Source organism: Bradyrhizobium sp. CCBAU 45394, from assembly GCF_028128655.1.
Taxonomy (GTDB): domain Bacteria; phylum Pseudomonadota; class Alphaproteobacteria; order Rhizobiales; family Xanthobacteraceae; genus Bradyrhizobium; species Bradyrhizobium diazoefficiens.
On sequence record NZ_LBIX01000171.1, the window covers coordinates 290,637 to 313,203 of the forward strand.

20 protein-coding genes and 1 tRNA gene are annotated in these 22,567 nt (G+C 66.4%); 11 read left to right on the top strand and 10 right to left on the bottom strand.

Features of this window, described 5'->3' with window-relative positions; translation table 11 throughout:
- Nucleotides 1–157: 157 nt before the first annotated feature.
- A complete protein-coding gene (locus WN73_RS29335) occupies nt 158–367 on the top strand; it encodes a DUF1674 domain-containing protein (protein WP_028174957.1) in 210 nt (69 codons plus the stop codon).
- A gap of 48 nt (nt 368–415) precedes the next feature.
- Here WN73_RS29335 and WN73_RS29340 read toward each other — a convergent pair whose 3' ends face one another.
- Both WN73_RS29340 and WN73_RS29345 read right to left on the bottom strand, forming a co-directional pair.
- The gene (locus WN73_RS29340) at nt 416–1,846 is read right to left on the bottom strand and encodes an FAD/NAD(P)-binding protein (RefSeq protein WP_271555742.1); all 1,431 of its coding nucleotides are present in this window, start codon (nt 1,844–1,846) and stop codon (nt 416–418) included.
- Between the two features lie 141 nt (nt 1,847–1,987).
- On the bottom strand, nt 1,988–4,018 hold the full coding sequence (locus WN73_RS29345; RefSeq protein ID WP_271555743.1) for a methyl-accepting chemotaxis protein: 2,031 nt from the start codon (nt 4,016–4,018) through the stop codon (nt 1,988–1,990).
- A gap of 233 nt (nt 4,019–4,251) precedes the next feature.
- On the opposite strand from WN73_RS29345, the gene WN73_RS29350 reads away from it, so the two are divergent.
- Nucleotides 4,252–4,836 (top strand): thermonuclease family protein, encoded by a 585-nt coding sequence (locus tag WN73_RS29350; protein ID WP_039186434.1) that lies wholly within the window; start codon nt 4,252–4,254, stop codon nt 4,834–4,836.
- A 53-nt stretch (nt 4,837–4,889) separates the two neighbouring features.
- On the opposite strand, the gene WN73_RS29355 is transcribed toward WN73_RS29350, so the two are convergent.
- A complete protein-coding gene (locus WN73_RS29355; protein WP_161532776.1) occupies nt 4,890–5,405 on the bottom strand; it encodes a L,D-transpeptidase in 516 nt (171 codons plus the stop codon).
- 432 nt (nt 5,406–5,837) lie between these two features.
- Nucleotides 5,838–7,784 carry an acetate--CoA ligase gene (gene acs, locus WN73_RS29360; protein ID WP_028174953.1) on the bottom strand — a complete coding sequence of 649 codons (1,947 nt, stop codon included), beginning with the start codon at nt 7,782–7,784 and terminating at the stop codon, nt 5,838–5,840.
- Between the two features lie 390 nt (nt 7,785–8,174).
- Between acs and WN73_RS29365 the strand changes: the two genes are divergently transcribed.
- Nucleotides 8,175–9,344 carry a DNA topoisomerase IB gene (locus WN73_RS29365; protein ID WP_028174952.1) on the top strand — a complete coding sequence of 390 codons (1,170 nt, stop codon included), beginning with the start codon at nt 8,175–8,177 and terminating at the stop codon, nt 9,342–9,344.
- 14 nt (nt 9,345–9,358) lie between these two features.
- Here WN73_RS29365 and WN73_RS29370 read toward each other — a convergent pair whose 3' ends face one another.
- A complete protein-coding gene (locus WN73_RS29370) occupies nt 9,359–9,814 on the bottom strand; it encodes an SRPBCC family protein (protein WP_011083400.1) in 456 nt (151 codons plus the stop codon).
- 123 nt (nt 9,815–9,937) lie between these two features.
- Between WN73_RS29370 and WN73_RS29375 the strand changes: the two genes are divergently transcribed.
- The gene (locus WN73_RS29375; protein WP_028174951.1) at nt 9,938–11,017 is read left to right on the top strand and encodes an adenylate/guanylate cyclase domain-containing protein; all 1,080 of its coding nucleotides are present in this window, start codon (nt 9,938–9,940) and stop codon (nt 11,015–11,017) included.
- A gap of 26 nt (nt 11,018–11,043) precedes the next feature.
- Here WN73_RS29375 and WN73_RS29380 read toward each other — a convergent pair whose 3' ends face one another.
- The 3 genes from WN73_RS29380 to tsaD form a co-directional block, all read right to left on the bottom strand.
- Nucleotides 11,044–11,457, bottom strand: coding sequence for an EVE domain-containing protein (locus WN73_RS29380; RefSeq protein ID WP_028174950.1), 414 nt, complete (start codon nt 11,455–11,457; stop codon nt 11,044–11,046).
- A 151-nt stretch (nt 11,458–11,608) separates the two neighbouring features.
- Nucleotides 11,609–12,589, bottom strand: coding sequence for an NAD(P)H-dependent glycerol-3-phosphate dehydrogenase (locus tag WN73_RS29385; RefSeq protein WP_028174949.1), 981 nt, complete (start codon nt 12,587–12,589; stop codon nt 11,609–11,611).
- A gap of 188 nt (nt 12,590–12,777) precedes the next feature.
- Complete coding sequence (gene tsaD / locus WN73_RS29390) at nt 12,778–13,851, bottom strand: tRNA (adenosine(37)-N6)-threonylcarbamoyltransferase complex transferase subunit TsaD (protein WP_028174948.1); 1,074 nt, start codon at nt 13,849–13,851, stop codon at nt 12,778–12,780.
- 151 nt (nt 13,852–14,002) lie between these two features.
- On the opposite strand from tsaD, the gene WN73_RS29395 reads away from it, so the two are divergent.
- The 5 genes from WN73_RS29395 (at nt 14,003) to WN73_RS29415 (ending at nt 18,554) form a co-directional block, all read left to right on the top strand.
- On the top strand, nt 14,003–14,749 hold the full coding sequence (locus WN73_RS29395; RefSeq protein ID WP_011083395.1) for a uroporphyrinogen-III synthase: 747 nt from the start codon (nt 14,003–14,005) through the stop codon (nt 14,747–14,749).
- Between the two features lie 89 nt (nt 14,750–14,838).
- Nucleotides 14,839–16,050 carry a COG4223 family protein gene (locus WN73_RS29400; protein WP_028174947.1) on the top strand — a complete coding sequence of 404 codons (1,212 nt, stop codon included), beginning with the start codon at nt 14,839–14,841 and terminating at the stop codon, nt 16,048–16,050.
- A gap of 36 nt (nt 16,051–16,086) precedes the next feature.
- Nucleotides 16,087–17,841 (top strand): heme biosynthesis HemY N-terminal domain-containing protein, encoded by a 1,755-nt coding sequence (locus tag WN73_RS29405; RefSeq protein ID WP_271555745.1) that lies wholly within the window; start codon nt 16,087–16,089, stop codon nt 17,839–17,841.
- Nucleotides 17,842–17,940: 99 nt separating this feature from the next.
- Nucleotides 17,941–18,016: transfer RNA gene (locus WN73_RS29410), tRNA-Thr, on the top strand.
- A gap of 169 nt (nt 18,017–18,185) precedes the next feature.
- Nucleotides 18,186–18,554 (top strand): hypothetical protein, encoded by a 369-nt coding sequence (locus tag WN73_RS29415; RefSeq protein ID WP_028174945.1) that lies wholly within the window; start codon nt 18,186–18,188, stop codon nt 18,552–18,554.
- Nucleotides 18,555–18,716: 162 nt separating this feature from the next.
- Here WN73_RS29415 and WN73_RS29420 read toward each other — a convergent pair whose 3' ends face one another.
- The gene (locus tag WN73_RS29420) at nt 18,717–19,772 is read right to left on the bottom strand and encodes a polysaccharide deacetylase family protein (protein WP_271555748.1); all 1,056 of its coding nucleotides are present in this window, start codon (nt 19,770–19,772) and stop codon (nt 18,717–18,719) included.
- A 254-nt stretch (nt 19,773–20,026) separates the two neighbouring features.
- Between WN73_RS29420 and WN73_RS29425 the strand changes: the two genes are divergently transcribed.
- Complete coding sequence (locus WN73_RS29425) at nt 20,027–20,320, top strand: hypothetical protein (protein ID WP_028174943.1); 294 nt, start codon at nt 20,027–20,029, stop codon at nt 20,318–20,320.
- Between the two features lie 165 nt (nt 20,321–20,485).
- Nucleotides 20,486–20,701 (top strand): hypothetical protein, encoded by a 216-nt coding sequence (locus tag WN73_RS29430; protein WP_028174942.1) that lies wholly within the window; start codon nt 20,486–20,488, stop codon nt 20,699–20,701.
- 155 nt (nt 20,702–20,856) lie between these two features.
- Here WN73_RS29430 and WN73_RS29435 read toward each other — a convergent pair whose 3' ends face one another.
- On the bottom strand, nt 20,857–22,545 hold the full coding sequence (locus tag WN73_RS29435) for an MFS transporter (protein ID WP_011083388.1): 1,689 nt from the start codon (nt 22,543–22,545) through the stop codon (nt 20,857–20,859).
- Nucleotides 22,546–22,567 lie beyond the last annotated feature (22 nt).

Consider the following 22,567-nt stretch of genomic DNA (forward strand, 5'->3'; position numbering starts at 1 on the left):
CGCCGATATGGGCGCATGCCTTGAGAAAGCGATCTCTGGCACGCGAATATGCCAAATGTAAGAATCGCTTCCGGCTTTTTCAGCGCTTTGGGCCCGATTTCAGGAATGCGTTATTGGACGTCGCATTGCGGCTCGTCCTGCGCTAGAAGACCTGGCGATGAGTGACCAGCCACCCGTTTCCGATCGCAAGCCGCTGTCGCCGGCAGCCCAGCGCGCGCTGGCCGAGGCCGAGGCGCGCCGACAGGCTGCGGCGGTCCAGGCCGAGGACGACGCCAAGGCGACGCCGAAGGAGTTGCAGGGGCCGAAGGGACCCGAGCCGACCCGCTACGGCGATTGGGAGCGCAAGGGCATCGCGTCCGACTTCTGAGCAGTCAGCCGGATCGGTCGACGATGCGGGCAAGGCTCGTCCCGGCCGCTAGAGATAATGGTGCTCCTGGGCGCGGCGCAGGTTGATGACGACGGCGGCGGCGTAGAAGTGCGTCCCCTTGGTCGGGCCACCGACCGCGTACACGTTCGGATGAGCTGTGCCGTGGCGGTCGTGGACACGGCTGTCGTCGTAGCCGCAGCGAATCCCGCCGAGTGCGTCGAACGCGATGAACCCCTGCCGCTGCATGTCCTGATAGAGCGGGCTCGAGTCCAGCCGGTAGGACGCCCCTGTCGCGTCGATGACGTAATCGACGTCGTGACGATCGCCGTCGCCGAGGATCGCGCGAAATCGGCCGCCGATGCCGGTCACGTTGCGCAGCCGGGCGTGGGCCGAGAGCCTGCCCGAGCGCATCAGGTCGCGGATACGGATTGCGTTCTCCAGCGGCATCGCCGAACGATTGCGGAGCCAGCCGGAATTGTAGACGTCCATGAAGTGCATCTTCTCGACATCGCGCATCCGGCTCCAGGCATCGCATATCACGTCGATGACACTGACGAGATAGGAGTAGACGCTGGGCTCGCCGGACTCGGCTCGCCCGATGTTGTGCTCGAGATCGGCCAGCGCATCGCCGCCGACGTTGCGGCAAGACAGATCGCAGCGAATTCCGGTGGTCTCCAGCAGCAGTCCGGAAAGGCGGGCGGCAAAGGCGTCCGCTTCGATTCGCTCACGGCTGGCCACATAGCGATCCAGGGCGTCGCGGAAGCCATTTGCGATGGCGGGACTCGTCACCGGCTGCACCGTCGGAAACAGGCCGCTTCTGGAGAAGCAGGTCATCCTGACGGACTGGTGGGTTTTGGCCAGCGCCGCCGCGGTGTCGACCGCGCTGAGTCCGCTTCCGAGGATGCCGACCTCGACGCCGTCGCGATCGGCGAAGGCGAATTGGGCGTAGGGGTCGCGGATGTAGTTCGGGATTGCGGCGAGGCCGTAATGGTCGTCGGGCGCGTTGTGACCGGTGCAGAGGATCAGCACGGACGAGATATGCGTGATGTTGAGGTCGGTCGTCAGCAGGACATCGCGATCCGGCGAGAACCGCATGCGGACAATTTCGGCATGCTCGACATGAACGGGCACGCCGGCGCTGCGGCATTGCGCGATCGCGGCCAGTCGCACGGCGTCGAGGTAGTCCCGATAGACCATCCGCGGCAGGTGCCTGTTGCCGTGGCAGGAGAGGCCGCGGGCCCGAAGCCAGCGCAGAAACTCTTCCGCGTCGCCCGGACGGATCGACATCGTCGACGCTTTCATGTTGAGCAGATGGCGGTCGCTCTGCGTGCGATAGGCAACGCCGCCATCGAAACCGGACTTGTCGAAGAGCTGAATTCCGCTGATCGCGCCGTGGTCTCGCCCTGATGCGGCGAGCTCCGCCAGATGACGCAAGATCGTGATGCCGGTCGCGCCACCGCCGACAATGCTGATGATCATCGCCCAATCCCCCAGTTTATCTGTTTGACCCAGGCGCGAGCGGGGGCTCGGCGTGGGGGTTTCCCAAAGCCGTTGATTGTTCGTCACATGAGAAAGATGGCTTGCGACCGGCCTCGGGCCGGCCGCAGGACGTGCGGGTCCTCAGGCGGCCCGCACCGTATCGAGGAATTTCGCGACCTCGTGCTTGAGGCGGCCGCTCTCGGTCGAGAGTGAGCGCGCGGATGCCAGCACCTGCGTCGACGCCGAACCGGTGGCGCCGGCGCCATGACTGACCTGGGCGATCTTGTCGGCGACTTCGACCGTTCCCTTAGCCGCTTCGCTGACATTGCGTGCGATCTCGGCCGTCGCAGCCCCCTGCTCCTCGATGGTGGCGGCAATGGTGGTCGAGATGTCCGAAATCCTGGAGATGGTCGTGCCGATCTCCTTGATGGCACCGACGGAGTCTTCCGTCGCCGTCTGCATGTCGGCGATCTGTGCGCCGATCTCGTCGGTTGCCCGCGCGGTCTGGGCTGCGAGCGCCTTGACCTCGCTCGCCACCACGGCAAATCCGCGGCCCGACTCGCCGGCGCGCGCCGCTTCGATGGTGGCGTTCAAGGCCAGCAGGTTGGTCTGCTCCGCGATTGCGGTGATCAATTTGACGACGTCGCCGATCCGGCCCGCGGCCTTGAGCAATTCATTGATCCGGAGGTCGGTACGCTCGGCCTGCCGCACCGCTTCGCCGGCGATGCGGCTGGAATCATGGACCTGGCGGCCGATCTCGACGACCGATGCGCTCATCTCCTCGGCGGCGGACGCCACGGCTCCGACATTGGCAGAGGCTTCTTCGGAGGCCGCGGCCACCATTCCGGAAAGCTGCTCGGTCTCTTCCGCTGTCCCCGACAGCGTGCCGGCGGCGGATTCGAGCTGCTGCGAGGCGACCGAAACCGAATTGATGATGCCGCCGACCGCATCCTCGAACGCGCCCGCCAGCCGGATCATCTCCTGCTTGCGTTGCGCAGCGGCTGCGGCCTCCTGATCCTTCTGGTCGGCCTCCATCTGCTCGATGCGGATCAGGTTGTCCCTGAACGTGCGGGCCGCACGGGCGTTGTCGCCGACTTCGTCACCGCGGGAGGTGTAGGGAATCTCGACGGCCTTGTTGCCGCCGGCGAGTTGCAGCAGCACGTCGCCGATGCGACGGATCGGCCGGGCGATGCTCAGCACGGAAAACAGAGCCGAGCCGGCCAGGACCAGTATCACGAGGACGCCGACGGCCAGGCTGACCTGGGTCGCCTGCTCCAGCGCGGTCACGAGCTGGCTCTGTCGCAGAGCCATATATTCGTTGTTGGCGGCGACCAGCTTGTCGACGCGCGTCGTGATTTCCTTGGCGGCCGGAAGCACCCGCTCGTCGAAAATGCGCCTCCTGGCTTCCTCCGCCTTGATGGCTGCGCCGGTTGCCGCCTTGTAGCGTCCGGCGAGCGCGGCGAGCGCGTCGACACCGTCGACGATCTTCTTGTCGTCGGCGGACTGACGGACCTGTTTCAGAACGCGGATCATGGCGTCGGCGCGTTCGGCGATGCGGTCCTTCTGCACGGCGTCGCCGGTCGCCGTGAAATGCCAGTCGGCCGCGCTGACCGCCTTGAACAAGGCGTCGGCTTCGCGCAATGCGACCTCGATGTTGAGCCGGTTCTGCGATGCGGCGATTGCGGACGACGCCAACAGGGTCTCGAGGGCCTTGTTCCAGGCCTCCTCGATCTGGCTTGCCGCGGCGAATTCGGCGACGGCGGTGCCACGAGCCTCGCCGAGATCGTTGCCGGCCTTCAAAGAGGCGTCGAGCAGGATCTTCACCTCGCGACAAAGCTCTTTGGCTTCGGCACGCTTGGACCGTTCCAATGCGGCGTCTATTTCGGTCGTGGCACCGGCGATGGAGCCACGCAATGTTTCGAGATGTTTGGCGAGACCGTCGGCGGAGGATGCGGATCCGATTTCCGCTATGGCGAGGCGTGCCCGGGTCACTGCGAGTTCGGCGCCCTGGGCGTTGGCCTTGTTCGCGGTGTTGATGACCACCAGCCGGCTCAGGTCCGCGATCTGCTCGTTGCGAATGAGCTGGTTGGCGAGCATGCCGCCGACGAGAAGGACACCCGCACTCGCGGTCAATCCCAGTTTTGTACCGATGCGAACCTTGAACGATGCCATGCTTACCGCTCCCCACACGCAAACCGAGTACTCCGCCCTATTACTAAACAGTGCGTGAATCTTAAACTCCGTACAACTACAGGAGGTATGGAACGGAGAGCGTTTGGAACAGCGCGCCGCGCATAGGTACGATTCTTCGTCGGGCAACGATCGGGGCGATCAAGCGATCACCGATCAGCCCGGGTGCCGATCGTGCCTTGCCGGTTTCCCCGACTCAGTCCTAGCGTGAGTTGATGCGCTTCCACGATCGCCCCAATGCCTATCGGCCGCAGTTCGGCGGTTCGCCATTCGGCCGCCGCTTCGCGGGGCTGTTGCCGTGGATGTTCGTGGTCGGCGTCGCGGCGGCGATCGTGCTCACCTTCCGGCACGGAGCGCCCGTTCCGCATGGAGCCGACGGTCGGTCGCAAGATACCGAGATCATCCTCCAGCAATCCGGCAATTCCGCTAGCCGTCAGCCCGTCGACGTCATCCGCACCATCGACGGCGACACTTTTCTCGCGCGCGTGCATCAGCAGGGCGGCCGCGATCTCGTCGTGCGCGTGCGCCTGCGCGGCATCGATGCGCCGGAGATGAAAGCGTCCTGCCAGGAGGAACTGGACAAGGCTGAAGCCGCCACCGACGCGCTGCGCAACCTGCTCGGCCAGGGCGGCGTCACGATCACCAATCTCGGCCCCGACAAATACGGGCGTGTTCTTGCCGACGTCGCGACCAAACGCACGGCCAACGTCTCGGCCGTGCTGCTCGCGGGTGGTTATGCGCGCAGCTACAATGGCGGCCATCGCGACGGCTGGTGCGCGCGGGGGTGGCGCTTCTGGTAACAAAAAAGCCGCGTCGAGGACGCGGCTCTTTCAATTCTCTCTGATCCCGGTGATCAGCGTGTCACGACCACCGTCGTGCCGACAGAGACGCGGCTGTAGAGATCGGTGATGTCGTCGTTGAGCATGCGGATGCAGCCATAAGAGACGAAGCCGCCGACCGAGCCCGGCACGTTGGTGCCGTGGATCGCATATTCGCCGCCGGCGAGCGTCATCGCCGCAACGCCCATCGGGTTGCGCGGCGAGCCGCCGGGAATGACGTCGGGAAGCTGCGGCTTGTCGCGCTTCACCTCGGCGGGCGGCGACCAGGCCGGATTGCGGTATTTGCCGTCGATACGGGTCGTGCCGGCCCACTGCTTGCCGGACTTGCCGACGCCGACCGGATAGCGCACGGCGTGGCCGTTATCGAGAATGAGATAGAGCCGCCGCTCGTTGGTCTTGACCACGATGGTGCCCGGCGAATAGTCGGCCAGGTGCGTCCCCACCATTTCTGGCCGCGCCTCCGCCGCCGTTGACATCAATATCCCTGCCCCGATGGTGGCGGCCAGCGCCACAGCAATCCTCATCGCCATCAATGCTTCCCCTTGCCCCGTACGGGTCGTCCAAATCTACGCAGAACCCGGCAATCGCTGCCTTGCCCAGACATTCTTAACCGCGCCTGTTAACCGGATGGTTTCTACGCGCGGCCGCCGAGGGCCAGCCAGCCGGGGGAACAAAGGAAATGTTCGAAATAAAGTAAATGACCGGAAAACAACACTCGGCGGGAAAGATACGGCCATGCCGGCAAGCGCCCTGACAAGAGCGTGAGGGTGTGAACCGCTGTTGTTTCGGGGGGCGACAGAGTGCGGAGCGAGGTTTGGTCGCGTGTCCCGGACAAGGCGCGGCACGAAGTGACGAGGCGCAGAGCCGGGACCCAGTTCTTTGCGTGTGGACAGTTGGGCCCCGGCCCTGCAGCGCACCGCTGAAGTGCGCGCTGCGCTGCGTCCGGGGCACGAGACCTTGGCTTACGCCGACTTCTTGTTCTGCCGATTCTTGACGAGGTCGTCGACCACGGCGGGATCGGCCAGGGTCGAGGTGTCGCCCAGGCTGCCCGGCTCGTCCTCGGCGATCTTGCGCAGGATGCGGCGCATGATCTTGCCGGACCGGGTCTTGGGCAGGCCCGGCGCGAACTGGATCTGGTCGGGTGAGGCGATCGGGCCGATCTCCTTGCGCACCCAGGTCACGAGCTCCTTGCGCAGATCCTCGGTCGGCTGGACGCCGGCCATCAGGGTGACATAGGCGTAGATGCCCTGGCCCTTGATGTCGTGCGGGAAGCCGACCACGGCAGCTTCCGACACCTTCTCATGCGCAACCAGCGCGCTCTCGACCTCCGCGGTGCCCATGCGGTGGCCGGAGACGTTGATGACGTCGTCGACGCGGCCGGTGATCCAGTAATAGCCGTCGGCGTCGCGCCGGCAGCCGTCGCCCGTAAAATACTTGCCCTTGTAGGTCGAGAAATAGGTCTGCTCGAACCGCGCGTGATCGCCATAGACCGTGCGCATCATGCCCGGCCATGCCCGGGTGAGACAGAGATTGCCGGTGGTCTCGCCTTCCAGAACCTTGCCGTCGGCATCGACGATCTCCGGCACCACGCCGAAGAAGGGCTGCGTCGCCGAGCCCGGCTTGAGCTTAGTGGCGCCCGGCAGCGGCGTGATCAGGATGCCGCCGGTCTCGGTCTGCCACCAGGTATCGACGATCGGGCAGCGGTCCTCGCCGACGACGCGGTGATACCACTCCCAGGCTTCCGGATTGATGGGCTCGCCGACCGAGCCGAGCAGGCGCAGCGAGGCGCGCGAGGTCTTCTTCACCGGCTCGTCGCCACCCTGCATCAGCGCGCGGATCGCGGTCGGCGCGGTGTAGAAGGTATTGACCTTGTGCTTGTCGATGACGTTCCAGAAGCGGGAATTGTCCGGATAATTCGGCACGCCCTCGAACATCAGCGTGGTCGCGCCGTTGGCGAGCGGCCCGTAGAGAATGTAGCTGTGGCCCGTGACCCAGCCGACGTCGGCGGTGCACCAGTAGATGTCGCCGTCGTGATAGTCGAAGACGTATTGATGCGTCATCGCGGCATAGACGAGATAGCCGGCGGAGGTGTGCAGCACGCCCTTGGGCTGGCCGGTCGAGCCGGAGGTATAGAGGATGAACAGCGGATCCTCGGCGTGCATGTGCTCGACCGGGCATTCCGTCGTCACCATCGCCGCCGCCTCGTGATACCAGAGGTCGCGGGTCGGGTTCATGTCGATCTTGCCGCCGGTGCGCTTGACCACGACGACCCAGTCGACGCCGTCGGCCTTGGCGAGCGCCGCGTCGACATTGGCCTTCAGCGGCACCTTCTTGCCGCCGCGCAGGCCTTCGTCGGCGGTGATGATCACCTTGGACTGGCAGTCGTTGATGCGTTGGGCGAGGCTGTCGGGCGAGAAGCCCGCGAACACCACCGAGTGGATCGCGCCGATCCGCGCGCAGGCCAGCATCGCGTAGGCCGCTTCCGGAATCATCGGCAGGTAGATGGTGACGCGGTCGCCCTTCTTGACGTTGCGGGTACGCAGGATGTTGGCCATCCGGCAGACCTCGTCGTGGAGCTCCTTGTAGGTGATGTGGCGGGACTGCGAGGGATCGTCACCTTCCCAGATGATTGCGGTCTGGTTGGCGCGCTTGTGCAGATGACGGTCGATGCAGTTATGGGCGACGTTGAGGACGCCGTCCTCGAACCATTTGATCGAGACGTTGCCCGGCGCGAAGGAGACGTTCTCGATTTTCGTCGGCGCCTTCATCCAGTCGATCCGCTTGGCCTGTTCGGCCCAGAAACCGTTCGGGTCCGAGATCGAGCGGGCGTACATTTCCTTGTACTTGGCTTGGTCGACCCAGGCGCGCTTTGCCCATTCCGCCGGCACGTCGTAAATCTTCTCGGACATATTTCCCTCCACATGCGGCAAGCTCAGGCAATGCCGACATCAATCATTGGGCTGATTATGCGTCGGGCTAACCGGACCCGACAAGGTGCACAAGCTGGACCTTCGGCGAGCGGCCCGCCATGCGAAGGATCAAGGTGCGCAGGTCGGCTGTCGCAAATCTGAAACAGGCCGGTCGGCGCCTTTCGGCTCTTTACCCAGATCCCCGGAACAGGCCCGCGCAGAGCCCCATGCGCCGCTCGGAGGTATTTGGGAACCGTCTCTCACTGATTCGGGACTCGCAATACGGTTCGGAACACCCTAAATGGCCAACCCGGGTCCAAAGAGACCCCTAGGAACAAAAATCAGAACAGCGGCATTGACCGGTAACAGGCAGGGCTAAGGCGTAACACTATGATGGATCAGCAGAATCTCGGGACGATGCGGCCCGCTTCAGCCGATCCTGCAGCTGTTGCGCTGGCCAAGGCCCTGGGACAATGGCCGAAACCGGCCGCATCAGCGCGTCTCAGCCCGAAAAAGGTCTTCGACACGGCGCCCGCGGCGACGGTCGAGGCGCTGGCCAGGGAGCTGGGCCTGCGGCTCGGCGACCAGAACGAGCTGACCATCCGCCGCATCAAGCGCGGCAAGGGCTATTCCTTCGTCCGTCCCAACGGCGCGCATATCCGCGACGCCCGCACCATCCGCCGGCTGCACGCCATGGCGGTGCCGCCGGCCTATCGCGAGGTGCGCTACTCGGCCGATCCGAGCACGCATCTCCAGGCCGTGGGACGCGATGCCGCGGGCCGGCTGCAATACCGCTATCACGCCGACTGGGAGAAGGTCCGCGAGCACCGCAAGGCGCATCGCCTGGAGAAGCTCGTCGGCGCGCTGCCAAAGATCCGGCGCAAGGTGTCGGCGTTCCTGTCGGGTGACGAGCCGACACGCGAATTCGCGCTCTCGGCCGTGATCGAATTGATCGCGCGCACCGCGATCCGTCCCGGCAACGAATCCTATGCCCGCCTCAACGGAACCCGCGGCGCGACCACGCTGCTGAAGTCGAACGTGACGCTGGAAGACGATTGCTTCGTGCTGACCTTCAAGGCGAAGGGCGGCAAGGCGGTGCGGAAGGAGTGCGACGCGGCCAAGCTGGTGCGCGCCATCGGCATCCTGCGCGGCGTTCCCGGCAAACGCATGTTCCAGTATCGCGATGCCTACGGCATCGTGCGCGCGGTCAACACCACGCAGGTGAACGCGTTTTTGCGCGAGATCGCCGGCATCAAGATTTCGCTGAAGGATTTTCGCACCCTGATGGCCTCCGCCGTCGTGGTGGAATCGCTGTCGCGGATCACGCCGGCGACCAGCCAGCGCGGCCGCAAGAAGCAGGTGCTGGACGCGATCCGTGCCGCGGCCGACAAGCTCTCCAACACGCCGGCGATCTGCCGCAAGAGCTATGTCCACGACACCATCGTCACCGCCTTCGAGGACGGCATTCTCGAGCGTTTCGCCGCGACCATGAAGGGCCAGCGCTCGCAGGCGAGGCGCGAGCAGCTTCTGGCGCAGGTGGTCGCGACCGCGGCGGTGTAACGACCCCACAAGAGCTACGACTTGGTCGAGACGCCGTTATCCGGACCGGGATCGTTGCCCGCGGCTGCGGTGGTGAGTCGTTCCAGATAGTGCGCCCAACCCTTCGCGTGTGCGGCGGCCTGTTCCTCGGTCGGCAGCCCGCTATGGGTCATGCGCAGCAGCGTGCCGCCGTCGCGCTCGATCAGGTCGATCTCGATCAGGCTCGATCCGGGTGGTACTTCCTGGCCGCCCTCCCAGCCAAACGTGTAGGCCAGACGATGCACCGGCACGACCTCGCGGAAGGCGCCGCGGGCGGCGGCGCCGCGCGGGCCGATACCCTTGAGCAGATAGAGCCCGCCGGGATGCGGTTCCGTCGTCGCGTCGGAACCCATCCAGCTCAAGATCTTCTCGGGATCGGTCAAATAGGCGAAGACGGTGGCACGCGGGGCTGCGATCTGGGTCTCGCGTCGCACTATGAACGGTTCGGTCATCGGCGATCATCCCTCGTCTTGCCTTGAGCTGCCCTTGGGCTGCCCTCGGGACATGGCGGCGGCCCTGCGCTCCGTCAAGGATTGCCCGTGACAAAGACGGGCCTGCTTCGTCATCATCGGGCCATGCACCTCGCCCCGACCCTCGCCTGGCTCGTCGATGCCGCCTCCGATAGTCAGGGGGCCGATCGCCTGCTTGCGGACCTCGGCGCGCATCTGGTCGCCGACGGCGTGCCGCTTGCGGCAGGCGCCCTGACGCTGGAGGTGCCGCACCCGCTGATCGCGAAGCGGACCTGGCTGTGGCGCGCCGGGACCGGCGCGGTAATCGAAGCGCTCGGCTTTGCACCAGGCGGATTGGCGCCCGACCCGCCCAACGATGCCGGTCGCCGGTGGCTCCGCGGCATTGCGGACGGCGAGGTGCACGAAGACATCGTCGGTCGGCCCGATGGACCGGTGCTCGGCTGGATCGGGCCGCGTCCGTTCACGGCGGATGAAATCGAACAACTGCGCCAGGCTGCGCGATTTGCCGCGACGCCCCTTGCCGTGCTCGCCGCGCGCGCCACGTTGCGGGCGACGCTGGATGCCTATCTCGGCAAACGCAGCGCGGAACGGGTGCTGGCGGCACCGCTGCGGCGCGATCTCGGCGAAACCATTCAGGCCGCGCTACTCTATGCGGACTTGCGCAATTTCACGATCCTGTCGGAAACCACGCCGCCGGCCCAGGTGATCGCGGCGCTCGACGCCTGGTTCGACCGCATCGCCGGTGCCGTTCACGCCTTTGGCGGCGAGGTGCTGAAATTCATCGGCGACGGCGTGCTCGCGATCTTTCCGGTGGTCGAGGCATCACCGCGCCGCGCCTGCGATGCGGCCTTGCGCGCCGCAGGCGCGGCCCGGGCGGGGATGGCCCACCTCAACGACGAGCGCCGCAACCAGGGCCTGCCGCCGCTCTCGTTTGGCGCGGCGCTCCATCTCGGCGAGATGCTGTGGGGCAATATCGGCGCCGCCAACCGCCTCGATTTCACGGCGATCGGTCCCGCCGTCAATCTCGCCAGCCGGCTCGAGGGATTGTGCAAGCCGCTTCGCGAGACCGTGCTGGTGTCGGGCGCGCTCGCCGCCGAGACGGACATGCCACTGGTCGCGCTAGGATCGCATCCGCTGCGCGGCATTGCTGCGCCATGCGAGGTCTTTGCGCTGCCGGAGACGTAAGTCGGACAGCGTAGATGGGATAACTCCTACATCCCGCCCATCTTGCAGACGAGCTTCCACTCCTCGGCCGTCACCGGCTGCACCGACAGGCGCGAATATTTCACCAGCGCCATGTCGGCGAGCTTCTTCTCGGCCTTGATCGCGGCCATCGTCACCGGCGTCTTCAAGGGCTTGTCGGCCTTGATGTCGACGCAGACGAATTTTTCGGTCTTGTCGGTCGGATCAGGATAGGCCTCCTTGACGATCTCCGCGATGCCGACGATCTCCTTGCCCTCGTTGGAATGATAGAAGAACGCCTTGTCGCCCTTCTTCATGGCGACGAGATTCTGGCGCGCGGTGTAATTGCGCACCCCCGTCCAGGCTTCGCCCTTGGCGCCCTTCGCCACCTGCTGGTCCCAGGACCACACCGACGGTTCGGATTTCACCAGCCAGTAGTTCATCGCGCGCCCTATCCGTTCGTCATGGCCGGGCATAGCCGTCCGAAGGACGGCGTCGCTTTCGCTCGCCTATGCCCGACCATCCACGTCTCTGCTTCCGTGTTCAATACCAAGACGTCGATGCCCGCGACAAGCGCGGGCATGACGGAAGATGTCATTCTTCTGCCTTGAACGGCCGCGTCAGCAGCCCCTCGATCGCTGCGTCGATCGTCAATTTGTTGTCGAGGATGGCAGCGACGGCCTGCGAGACCGGCATGTCGACGTTCCGTGCGGCCGCGAGCTCGACCAGCACCGGCGCGGTGAATGCGCCTTCCGCAAGCTTGCCCGCCGGCGCCGCCTCGCCGCGGCCGAGCGCAATGCCGAGCGCGAAATTGCGCGATTGCGCGGTTGAACAACTCAGGAGCAGGTCGCCAAGGCCGGAGAGGCCCGAGAGCGTTTCCGGGCGCGCGCCGCAGGCGCGGCCGAGCCGTGCCAGCTCGCTGAAGCCGCGCGTGGTCAGCGCGGCGAGCGCGGAGGCCCCGAGGTTGCGGCCGACCACGATGCCGGCAGCGATCGCCAGCACGTTCTTGGCGGCGCCACCGATCTCGACGCCGCGGACGTCGGTGGAGTGATAGGGCCGGAACGTCGGCGAGCCCAACGCCTGCACGAGGCTGCTGGCCAGCTCTTCCTCCTTCGCCGCCAGCGTCACCGCCGTCGGCAGGCCGCGCGCGACGTCGTCGGCAAAGCTCGGGCCCGACAGGATCGCCGGCTGCGCGTGCAGCGCGGCTTCAGCGATCACCTCGGTCATGAATTTATGGGTGCCGTGCTCGATGCCCTTGGCACAGGCGACGACCGGTGTCGGTCTTGCGATGTGCGAGGCCAGCATGTTGACGGCGCCGCGCAGATGCTGCGCCGGCGTTGCGATCAGCAGCATGTCCGCGCGCGCGGCGAGCGCCAGCTCGCTCGTCACGACGATTTCCGGCGCAAGCCGCACGCCGGGCAGCCGCGGATTGTCGCGGGTCGAAGCGATGCGCGTCGCATGCTCGGCATTGCGCGCCCAGAGCGTGACGCTCCGCCCGGCCCGCGCTGCCACCATCGCCAGCGCCGTGCCCCAGGCGCCCGCTCCGATCACCGCAACGGAGTGGAACGCGGTCATCGCTCGCTCCCTCCGCTCCCTCTCCCCGCTTGCGGGGAGAGGGTTGGGGTGAGGGGGAGTCTCCGCAAGGGAGGTGGCAGCTGGATTCGCGGAGAGTCCCCCTCACCCGGATTGCATCTACGATGCAATCCGACCTCTCCCCGCAAGCGGGGCGAGGTGAAGTGGAGCTCGTGGAGACGCCTCTCCATTTAGAATCCCGCTCGCGTCTTGCCGTAGCCCGCGGGCGCTGTCGCATTCGCGTCGAGCAGCCAGCGGGCGCGGGGCTGGGCTTCCATCGTGTCGGTCATTCCCAGCGCGAGGCGCTCGGCGCCGGCCCAGGCGATCATCGCGCCGTTGTCGGTGCAGAGCGCAGGCGGCGGCATGATCAGTTGCGTCTTGGCCTGCCGAGCGACGTCATGCAGCGCGCCGCGGATCGCCTGATTGGCGGCGACGCCGCCGGCGGCCACGAGCGCGCGCGGCGCGCCGAACTGTTCGCGGAAAAGTCTCAAGCCGACATTCAGCCGGTCGGCCGTCGAATCCAGCACGGCGGCCTGGAAGCTTGCGCAGAGATCGCTGATGTCCTGCGGCGTGATCTCGGCGATCCGGCTCGCTTCGTTGCGCACCGCGGTCTTCAATCCCGACAGGGAGAAGTTGGCGTCCGGCCTGCCCTGCATCGGCCGCGGAAAGGCGAAGCGCGCGGCATCGCCGCCGGCCGCCGCGCGCTCGACCTGCGGGCCACCGGGATAGGGCAGGCCCAGCATCTTCGCGACCTTGTCGAAGGCTTCGCCGATGGCGTCGTCGACGGTGGTGCCGAGCCGCACATATTGGCCGACGCCGGTGACCGCGACGATCTGGGTGTGGCCGCCGGAGGCGAGGAACAGGCAGTACGGGAATTCGATTCCGTCGGTCAGCCGCGGCGTCAGCGCATGCGCCTCCAGATGGTTCACCGCGACCAGCGGCGTGTCGTGCACCAAAGCGATCGCCTTCGCGGTGGTGAGCCCGACGATGACACCGCCGATCAGGCCCGGTCCCGCGGCCGCCGCGACGCCATTGAGCTGGGCGAAGCCGATGCCGGCCTCGCGCATGGCGCGGTCGATGATGCCGTCGAGCAGGTCGACATGCGCGCGGGCGGCAATCTCCGGCACCACGCCGCCGAACGGGGCATGCTCATCGACCTGCGACCGCACGATGTTGGACAGGATCTTGCCGCTGCCGTCAGGCGCGCGCTCGATCACGGCCGCGGCGGTCTCGTCGCAGGTGGTTTCGATGCCCAATACCAGCATTGGCGAATTGTTATCCAATTTGCGCCCTTGCGCTCATCCGGAAAGCAGAGTTCTGGTACGTCCGGTAGCATTCCGGGGTCGGCTTGCGCAATCGTCACGCGCGGCCGTCTTTGCGAATGCGTCACCGTCACGCGGTTCGGGAACACGAGCGATGTCCATTCTTGTCACACGACCGCATCCCGACAATGAGGCGACGGCGGACAATTTGCGCGCGCGGGGACACGTGGTGCTGCTCGCGCCGGTGCTCAAATTCGAGCCGGTCGCTTTCCACGACGAGAGCGAGGCGAACTATAGCGCCATCATCGTCACATCGGCCAATGCGATCCGTGCCGTCGCGCCGCAATTGCAGGATCTCGGCCTGTTGAAGCTGCCGCTGTTCGCGGTCGGCGAGCACACCGCGACTGCCGCGCGAGACGCCGGCTTTGCCGAGGTGATTATCGCCGGCGGCGATTCCGCGGCCCTGCGCGACACGGTCGTCCGGAGTGCGCGCGACAAGGTGCTGAAAAAGAAAAGCACGCTGCTTTATCTCGCCGGCGCGGATCTGTCGCGCGATCTCGGCGGCGAACTCGGCACCGAAGGCTTCAACGTGGTGACGCAGACCACCTATCGCATGGCGCCGGTCAAGGTTCTCCCGCGCGATGTCTGCGAGGGTTTTGCCGCGCATGGGATCGAGGCGGTGCTTCATTACTCCCGGCGCAGCGCGCGAGCCTTCCTGGATGCAGCGCGGGACGAAGGCGTCGAAATCTCGGCGCTGGCGATCCCGCAATGCTGCCTGTCCGAGACGGTCGCAAGCGTGCTGCGCGATGCCGGTGCGTCGCAGGTTCTGGTGGCCGCGAAACCGGACGAAAATGCCTTATTTGACACCTTGGAGCGTGCTTTGCAGACCCGTTTGGCGTAAGAGGTCGGGCCGAATCCGACGCGATCGGGTCTGCCCAAGATCTGCGCCAGGGATCTGTGCAAGGTATGGAAGTGTGAGGAACCGTCACGATGGCCGACGACAAGCCTGAAGACGCAGGATTGGCCCCGGAGTCCGGTCGTGCCAAGCGCCCCCCGCCGACCATCGACCTCGAGGCGACCGATGTCTCGACCCAGCCGCAGGAGGCGGCGGGCGAGCCCGAGGCTCCGCCGGTGAGCGAGCACACCGAGCCCGAGCAGGCAAAATCCGAGCAGGCTGACGCCGAGCCGGAGCGCGCCGAGGCGCAGGCCGCGGTTGCGCCCGCTCCCGCGTCGCCTCCGGTTTCGCCCTGGGTCATTGCACCGCTCTCCGGTGCGGTGGCGGCGGCCGTCGTGATCGCGGTCGGCTGGATGCTGGGCTGGCCCGCCGTGCAGGCGCCGCCTGCCGCGCCACAAGTGACGAGCGCGACGGTCGATGCTCTGGGCGGTCGCGTTGCCGCGGTTGAAGCCAAGGCCGGCAAGCCCGCCGCCGATCCGGCCATGGTGGCGCGGATCGATGCGCTGGAAAAATCCGTGGGCAGCCTGCGCAGCGACATCGCCAATCTGCGCGCACAGTCCGACAAGACCGCGAGCGCACTGAACGACGCGAAATCTGCGCCGGGCGCCGCTTCGCCTGATCTTGCCGCGCTCAACGACCGCATCGCGCAGCTCGAGCGCGCCGGCAAGACGGAGCGGGCCGAGCTTGCGCAGCAGGGCGAGAAGATCGCCGACGCCAGGACGATGGACGACAAGCCGCTGCGCCATGTGGTGGCGGCGGCCCTGCTCGACGTCGCCGTGCGCCATGGCGATCCCTATGAGGCGCAGCTCGCCGCGGCGCGGTCGCTGGCGGCCAAGCCCGAGATGCTGAAGCCACTCGACACCTTTGCATCGTCGGGCATCCCGACCCCCGTCGCGCTGAGCCGCGAGCTCCTCAACATCGTGTCAAAGCTGTCGCCGCCGGCGGATGCCCAGTCCAGCGGCGGCGGCATCGTCGAGCGCCTCCAGGCCGGAGCGTCAAAGCTCGTCCGCATCGAACGGACCGACGGGGTCGGCAATGATCGCGGCGCCATCGTGGCGCGGGTGACGGCTGCTGCGCTCCGCAATGATTTCGTCGAGGCGCGGCGCGAGTTGAAGACGCTGCCCGATGCCGATCGCGCGCCGGCGCAGGCCTGGCTCGACAAGGCCAATGCCCGCGATGCCGCGCTCGCCGCCTCCCGCAAATTCGCCGACGATGCCATGGCGGATCTCGTCAAGCCTGCTCAATAAAGCTTCGCGCAACAATCAGCGCGTATAGGGATCGCCATGCTTCGCATCGTCCTTTTCCTCGTCTTGATTGCGCTGGCGGCGGCCGGCGCGGCCTGGGTTGCCGATCAGCCCGGCGATCTCGTCCTGACGGCGGGCGGCTTCCGCGCCTCAACGACGTTGCCCAGATTCGTGTTCTTGCTTGGCCTCTTTGCCGCGGCAGTCGTGCTGGTCTGGAGCATCCTGACGACGATCTGGCGGACGCCGGGGCGTTTGCGCCGCCGCAGTCACGAAAAGCGCCACGCGCGCGGCCGCCACGCCATCACCCACGGCCTGCTCGCGATCGGCCATGGCGATACCGCGCTCGCCCGCCGTCATGCCGAGACGGCGCGGCGGCATGCGCCGAACGATCCGCTCGCGCTTCTCTTGCATGCGCAGTCGGCGCAGCTCGAAGGCAATCGCGACGAGGCGCAGCGCGCCTTCCGTGCCATGGCCGAGCGCGAGGATACGCGGCTGCTCGGCCTGCGCGGCCTGTTCATCGAGGCGCAGCGCGCCGACGATGCGGTCGGCGCCGTCATGATCGCGGAGGAAGCGATCAAGCTGTCGCCGTCGTCGACCTGGGCCTCGCATGCGGTGCTCGGCTTCCGCTGCGCGCGCGGCGACTGGAGCGGCGCGCTGGCGATCCTCGATTCGAACCTGTCCGCGGGCCTGATCGACAAGCCGGCCTATCGTCGCCAGCGCGGCGTGCTGCTCACCGCACGTGCGCTGGAATTGCAAACGATGGATCGCGACGTCGCACGCGAGAGCGTGATGGAGGCGATCAAGCTCGCACCGACCCTGGTGCCGGCCGCCGTGCTCGCCGCAAAATTCGAGAGCGAGGCGCATCAGGTGCGCCGCGCCATGAAGCTGGTCGAGGCCGCCTGGCTCGCCAATCCGCATCCCGATCTGGCCGAGGCCTATGCACATGTGAAGCTCGGCGATTCCGCGCGGCAGCGCTTGCAGCGGGTCGAGACGCTTGCGGCCAAGACGCCTGCCGACAAGGCCGGCCATGTTGAAGGCCAGCTCGCGCTCGCACGCGCCGCGATCGATGCCTCCGAATTCAGCCGCGCACGCGCGGTGCTGGCGCCTTATGTCAACGATCCGACCCAGCGGGTCGCACTGCTGATGGCGGAGATCGAGCGCACCGAGCACGGCGACGGCGGCCGCGCCCGCGCCTGGACCTTGCGCGCGGTGCGTGCTCGCCACGATCCGGCCTGGACCGCCGACGGCTATGTCAGCGATCGCTGGCGCCCGGTTTCCCCGGTCACCGGCCGCCTCGACGCCTTCCAGTGGCAGACGCCGGTCGCGAGCCTTCCTTCCGACAAGGGCGACTTGATCGAATCCTCGGCCTTCGAGGAAGCCATGCTGGCGGCCCCGCCGCCGAAACGGGTGACGGCGCCTGCGAATGACACCCTGATGGAACCGGCTCCGGCTGCATCGGTCCCGGCGGAGCAGGACAATTCACCTCCGGTGGCCAAGGAAGAGCCGAAGGAAGAGCCAAAGGCAGAGCCTGCGATGACATCTGCGGAGCCGGTCACGCCGGCCCCCGAGCCGGCCGAATCATCGCCGGCGGCGGCAACGCCGGTGTTCCGGACCCGCGCCGACCTCGGCAAGCCCGCACCTGTCCCGATCCCCGCCGTCATCCCGATCGTCCGCGCCCCGGATGATCCCGGGATCGATGACGAGGGCCCGAGCGATGAATTTACGGAACAAATCGGCACGCCCAAGGCCCAGGCCGGCGGCTGGCGCGGATTCTGGTCCCGCTGGGGCGCCTAAGCCGCATTTCGCACCCGGCTTGTTCTTGCCAATTCGGGCCATGCCCGATATCAGGAGCGCGCGTATCGGGACCGGCATCGTCCGAGCCCGGCAGGGTTCGCCGCAATAGCTCAGTCGGTAGAGCACGTCATTCGTAATGACGGGGTCGGGGGTTCGAATCCCTCTTGCGGCACCAGCGCCCCGAATTCATCCTGTTATCACAGACAAGCGTCTTAACCGGCGCATCCAGCCGGCATGAGCGTGCGCGGGTTCAAGATCGTTCGGTCGCCTGCGTGATCGCGATCACATAATGTCGCGTGTCTCTCCCGTAGCGTCCCGGTCACGCCAACGCGGGGAGATTTCACATGCGCAAGATCATTCTGCTGGCCGCCATGGTCCTGGCTTCAGCATCTGCTCAGGCGGCCGGTCCACGCAGCCTCTCGCTGGCCACGGCGAGCGAACAGGCCTCGGCGCCGCAAGCGACGGCGACAATCGCCGTGACGACGCAAGTGAGTGAAGCCGCACCCGTCACCGAACCTCCGAAATATGTCGACCGTCCGCCGGCGATCTCGGCGCCTGCGCCTGCCGCGGCACCCGCCGTAACCACGACGACTTCAGCGCCCGCCGCGACCGCAACGAAGACCACGGCGAAAGTCAACAAGCCGAAGCACAAGCGTACCTGGACCGAAGGCCGCATCATCAGCGAGCTGCATCGCCACGGCATCTATTGGTAAGCGGTCTTTGCGCCCCACCCTCGCCGTCACGCCTCAGGCAAACGCGAGGCGCGTGTTCGCGCCAGATGTCCCGGGCATCCACGTCTTCGGAGTGGCCCAAGAACGTTGATGGCCGGGACAAGCCCGGCCATCACGCAAGAGTTTTCGATCTGGTCGAACGCGTTACTGCGAAACCGTCTGCACCACGCTTCCGATCGGACGCGCGCTCGAGGTCGGCACCTTCAGGTCCTTCAGCAGCGCCTCGTCATATTCCGGCAGCGTCTGGAAGGTGGTCTTGGCCTTCATCTGCACGATCTTGTAGCCGCCGGCCTTGAGCCGCGCGAGCAGCGCCGGCATGGCTTCGCCGGTGTGCTTCTGGAAGTCGTGCATCAGGATGATGCCCTTGCCGAGCTTGTCGAGCCTGCCCATCACGGTCTCGACGATCTTCTCCGGCGTGGCGCCCTTCCTGAAGTCGAAGGAATCGATGTCGGTCGAGAACATCGCGACGTTGCGGGTGCCGAAATAGCTCACCATCGCCGGATTGTGCTGAAGCTGCGGGAAGCGGAAGAACGGCGCGGGATTGGTGCCGAGCGCGAACCTCACTGCGCTGAAGCCCTTCTCGACCTCGTCCTTGACCTGTTGCTCCGTCATCTTTTTGCTGTTCAGGTTGACATGCGACCAGGTGTGCGTGCCGACCGTGTGGCCCTGGGCCAGAACCTGGCGCAGGATCTCCGGGTGGTAGGTCGCGTGCTTGCCGACCGAGAAGAACAGGCCCTTGGTGCATTCATCCGCGAGCGCCTTCAGCACTGCGGGCGTGTTGACCGGCCACGGACCGTCGTCGAAGGTCAGCACGACCTCCTTGTCGGTGAGGAAATCGAACTGCTTGAAGTGCTCGAAGCCGAAGCCGGGACCGCCGGTGGTGTCGATCTCGACCACGCGGGCGACGCCGAGGGCGTTTGGATTGGCGCAGGCCTGCTTCGGTTGAACTGGCGCGACCGGGGCGGGCGTAGGCGCGGATGCCTGGGCAACGGCCGTCGGCTTCGCCGCGATCGCCGCGGTGGTCGCGACGTCGTCCTTGGCGGCGATTTTCGCCTGTGCCGGCAACGGGTCGGCGGCACGGGCGGCAACTGTCTTGGGGGCGCCCGGATCGGCGCTCGCGGAATAATAAAACCAACCGCCGGCGGCGATCACGACCGCCGCAACTACACTGGCCAGCATCAGGCCCAACGCATTACGCATCGCTACTCTTTCCAATTACGCAACCAAACCTGCGGAATTTCCCGCGCGACGAGCCATTAATGCGAAGGAACAGTTAACGTGACACCAACACGACGGCGTTTGCGCCGGATTTTCAGCGAGGTGCGCCAATGTGACCGATGTCACAGTTGGGGTGCGCCCCGTGACCGTCATCACAGTGGAAACTGTTTTGCTAGAGCATCGTAGTTCCCATCAACAACGGGCTCCGCTTGCAGCGGCGCCAATGGGAGCTTCAAATGACCAAGTCGTTTACGGCCAAGCTGTGCGACACCAGCCTGGCTCTGGGCTTCGCCGCCATCGTCTCGATCGTCTCGACGACTTCGAGCTTCGCCTTCTCGGCCGAGGCGCAGCAGCAGTGCACCGGCGATGCCTTCCGCCTGTGCTCGTCGGAGATCCCCAACATCCCGAAGATCACCGCGTGCATGATGAAGCATCGCTCGGATCTGAGCGCCGGCTGCCGCGCAGTGATGGACAAGGACCTCGCCAAGGGCGCCTCACGCAAGGTCGCTGACGCTCAGGGCAACCAGTAAGAGCACACAGCGATCGTTGCGTCGGTTAGCTCCCCTCGCGTTGTGCCCCGGCGTCAAGCCGGGGCCACGCTGTGGCGCGATGCAGCCTGTCAATAAAGCCGTTGCGGCTCCGGGATCGTCGCACTAGCTTCGCCCGCACATCTTCCGGGTAAGAGGCATTACGCGATGACCAGATTTCTTTTGATCGTTCCTTTTCTTCTGTGCGCATCTGGCGCCTCCGCGCAACAGCAGCCCGGACACGACGCCTGCGCGCGCGACGTCACGCGCTTCTGCCGCCCCGTGATGAACAATGGCGACCAGGCTGTGCTCGCCTGCCTGAAGCAGAACCGCACGCGGCTGAGCAAGGGCTGCGACAAGGTGCTGACGGAGCACGGGCAGTAAACGTGATTGTCGTCCCGGCGAAGGCCGGGACCCATACCGCGTGATCTATCGATAGAGCGCGACTAGCTGTACAGGACTCGGTCGCAACTCCGAATCTTCGCCAAACTTTTGCCTGTGGTTATGGGTCCCGGCCTTCGCCGGGACGACGGCAGAACCTACGTGCTGCTGCCCGCCGCGGTCGCGACCACGGGCAGCACCTCGCTTGCTCCCTGGTCCGGCGTCTCTTCCTTCCAGCGCACCGAGCCGAACGGACGCTCCAGCATGCGGCGGACGCGCACCGGCTCGGGGCCGATGTGGAAATCGATCGCCTGCTGATGCAGCGCGCGTTCGGATAGGGTCGAGCGGTTGCGCTGGCGAAGATAGTCGAACCAGGTCGGGCAGTGATAGCGCTCGGTCCACAATTCGGGGTCGGCGATGTCGCGCGCGATCGACCAGCCATAGGCGCCGTTGCGCTGCCTCGAGAGCTGCACGTCCTGCATCACATTGTGGAAGGCGCGCGCGTTCTCCTGAGACACCCGGTATTCGATCTCGACCACCAGCGGTCCGCTGCGGCCGGTGAGCGACAGCCTGACTTCGGGATCGGCCAGCACCTCGGCGTCCTCGTTGCGGGCGCCGACGCGCGGCATCGTGAGCCAGATCCCGAGCAGCGGTGAGATCAGCATCAGGCCTGCCGCGACCAGAAGCGCGACCTCGACGCCGGCATAGTCGGTGAGATGGCCCCAGCCCCAGGCGCCGATCGCGATGCCGCCGGAGATCGAGGCCTGGAACGCTGCCAGCGACCGGCCTGCGACCCAGCGCGGTGCCGAGAGCTGCACGCCGATATTGAACAGCGCGACGGCGGCCATCCAGACCGCGCCGGCCAGCACCAGCGCGGTCGCCGTCAGCACCGGTTCTGTGCTCACGGCAAGGGCGGCCATCGCAAAGGCCATCGAGATGGTGCAGGCGCGGATCGCGGACTCGCCGCTCATGCGCTTGCGCAATTCGTGGATGTTGAGCGCGCCGATGACCGCGCCCATGCCGAAGGCGCCGAGCATGATGCCGTAGGTCTGCGCGCCGCCATGCAAGAGGTCGCGCGCGACCAGCGGCATCAGCGCCATGATGGCGCCGCCGATCAGGCCCATCACCAGCGTGCGCAGCAGGACGATCTTGATCGGCGGCGAATTGGTGATGTAGCGGAAGCCCGAAACCATGGCGCGGTTGAGCTTCTCGCGGGGCAGGCGCGAGGGCTCGGTGCTGCGCCGCCACAGCAGCAGCACGACCAGCAGCGGCAGATAGAGGATCGCGTTGCAGGCAAACGCCGCCACCGCGCCGAGCGCGGCGACGATGACGCCGCCGACCGCGGGACCGAAGCTGCGCGCGATGTTGTAGCTGATGCCGTTCAGCGCGACGGCCGACGGCAGTGCTTCGGGCGGCACCTGCTCGCTGACCGAGGATTGCCAGGCCGGGCCGAACAGCGCGTTGCCGCTGCCCACGACGAAGCAGAAGGCGAGCAGCGCTTCCGGCGTGATCAGCTTGAGCCCGGCCAGGATCGTGAGCGCAGTCGCGCCGGTCAGCGCGATCATGAGCGAGACCAGGGTGACGATGCGGCGGTCATACATGTCGGCGATGGCGCCCGCCGGCATCGAGATCAGCATGATCGGCAGCATCAGCGCGGTCTGCACCAGCGCCACCTTGTCGGCCGAGGCCGCCATCTGCGTCATCGCCCAGGCGGCGCCGACGCCCTGGATCAGCAGGCCGAGATTGGAGAGCAGGCTGGCGAGCCAGATGCGCCGGAACACGGTGTATCGCAGCGGCGCGGCGATGCCGTCGGCTGCGATTCTCTGACGGTTCGGCTGCTCGGTCATATCCCCTTCCATATGGGCTGGC

Coding starts and splice junctions, on each gene's coding strand:
- WN73_RS29335 (WP_028174957.1), top strand. CDS start 158: ATGAGTGACCAGCCACCCGTTTCCGATCGCAAGCCGCTGTCGCCGGCA.
- WN73_RS29340 (WP_271555742.1), bottom strand. CDS start 1,846: ATGATCATCAGCATTGTCGGCGGTGGCGCGACCGGCATCACGATCTTG.
- WN73_RS29345 (WP_271555743.1), bottom strand. CDS start 4,018: ATGGCATCGTTCAAGGTTCGCATCGGTACAAAACTGGGATTGACCGCG.
- WN73_RS29350 (WP_039186434.1), top strand. CDS start 4,252: ATGCGCTTCCACGATCGCCCCAATGCCTATCGGCCGCAGTTCGGCGGT.
- WN73_RS29355 (WP_161532776.1), bottom strand. CDS start 5,405: ATGGCGATGAGGATTGCTGTGGCGCTGGCCGCCACCATCGGGGCAGGG.
- acs (WP_028174953.1), bottom strand. CDS start 7,784: ATGTCCGAGAAGATTTACGACGTGCCGGCGGAATGGGCAAAGCGCGCC.
- WN73_RS29365 (WP_028174952.1), top strand. CDS start 8,175: ATGATGGATCAGCAGAATCTCGGGACGATGCGGCCCGCTTCAGCCGAT.
- WN73_RS29370 (WP_011083400.1), bottom strand. CDS start 9,814: ATGACCGAACCGTTCATAGTGCGACGCGAGACCCAGATCGCAGCCCCG.
- WN73_RS29375 (WP_028174951.1), top strand. CDS start 9,938: ATGCACCTCGCCCCGACCCTCGCCTGGCTCGTCGATGCCGCCTCCGAT.
- WN73_RS29380 (WP_028174950.1), bottom strand. CDS start 11,457: ATGAACTACTGGCTGGTGAAATCCGAACCGTCGGTGTGGTCCTGGGAC.
- WN73_RS29385 (WP_028174949.1), bottom strand. CDS start 12,589: ATGACCGCGTTCCACTCCGTTGCGGTGATCGGAGCGGGCGCCTGGGGC.
- tsaD (WP_028174948.1), bottom strand. CDS start 13,851: ATGCTGGTATTGGGCATCGAAACCACCTGCGACGAGACCGCCGCGGCC.
- WN73_RS29395 (WP_011083395.1), top strand. CDS start 14,003: ATGTCCATTCTTGTCACACGACCGCATCCCGACAATGAGGCGACGGCG.
- WN73_RS29400 (WP_028174947.1), top strand. CDS start 14,839: ATGGCCGACGACAAGCCTGAAGACGCAGGATTGGCCCCGGAGTCCGGT.
- WN73_RS29405 (WP_271555745.1), top strand. CDS start 16,087: ATGCTTCGCATCGTCCTTTTCCTCGTCTTGATTGCGCTGGCGGCGGCC.
- WN73_RS29415 (WP_028174945.1), top strand. CDS start 18,186: ATGCGCAAGATCATTCTGCTGGCCGCCATGGTCCTGGCTTCAGCATCT.
- WN73_RS29420 (WP_271555748.1), bottom strand. CDS start 19,772: ATGCGTAATGCGTTGGGCCTGATGCTGGCCAGTGTAGTTGCGGCGGTC.
- WN73_RS29425 (WP_028174943.1), top strand. CDS start 20,027: ATGACCAAGTCGTTTACGGCCAAGCTGTGCGACACCAGCCTGGCTCTG.
- WN73_RS29430 (WP_028174942.1), top strand. CDS start 20,486: ATGACCAGATTTCTTTTGATCGTTCCTTTTCTTCTGTGCGCATCTGGC.
- WN73_RS29435 (WP_011083388.1), bottom strand. CDS start 22,545: ATGACCGAGCAGCCGAACCGTCAGAGAATCGCAGCCGACGGCATCGCC.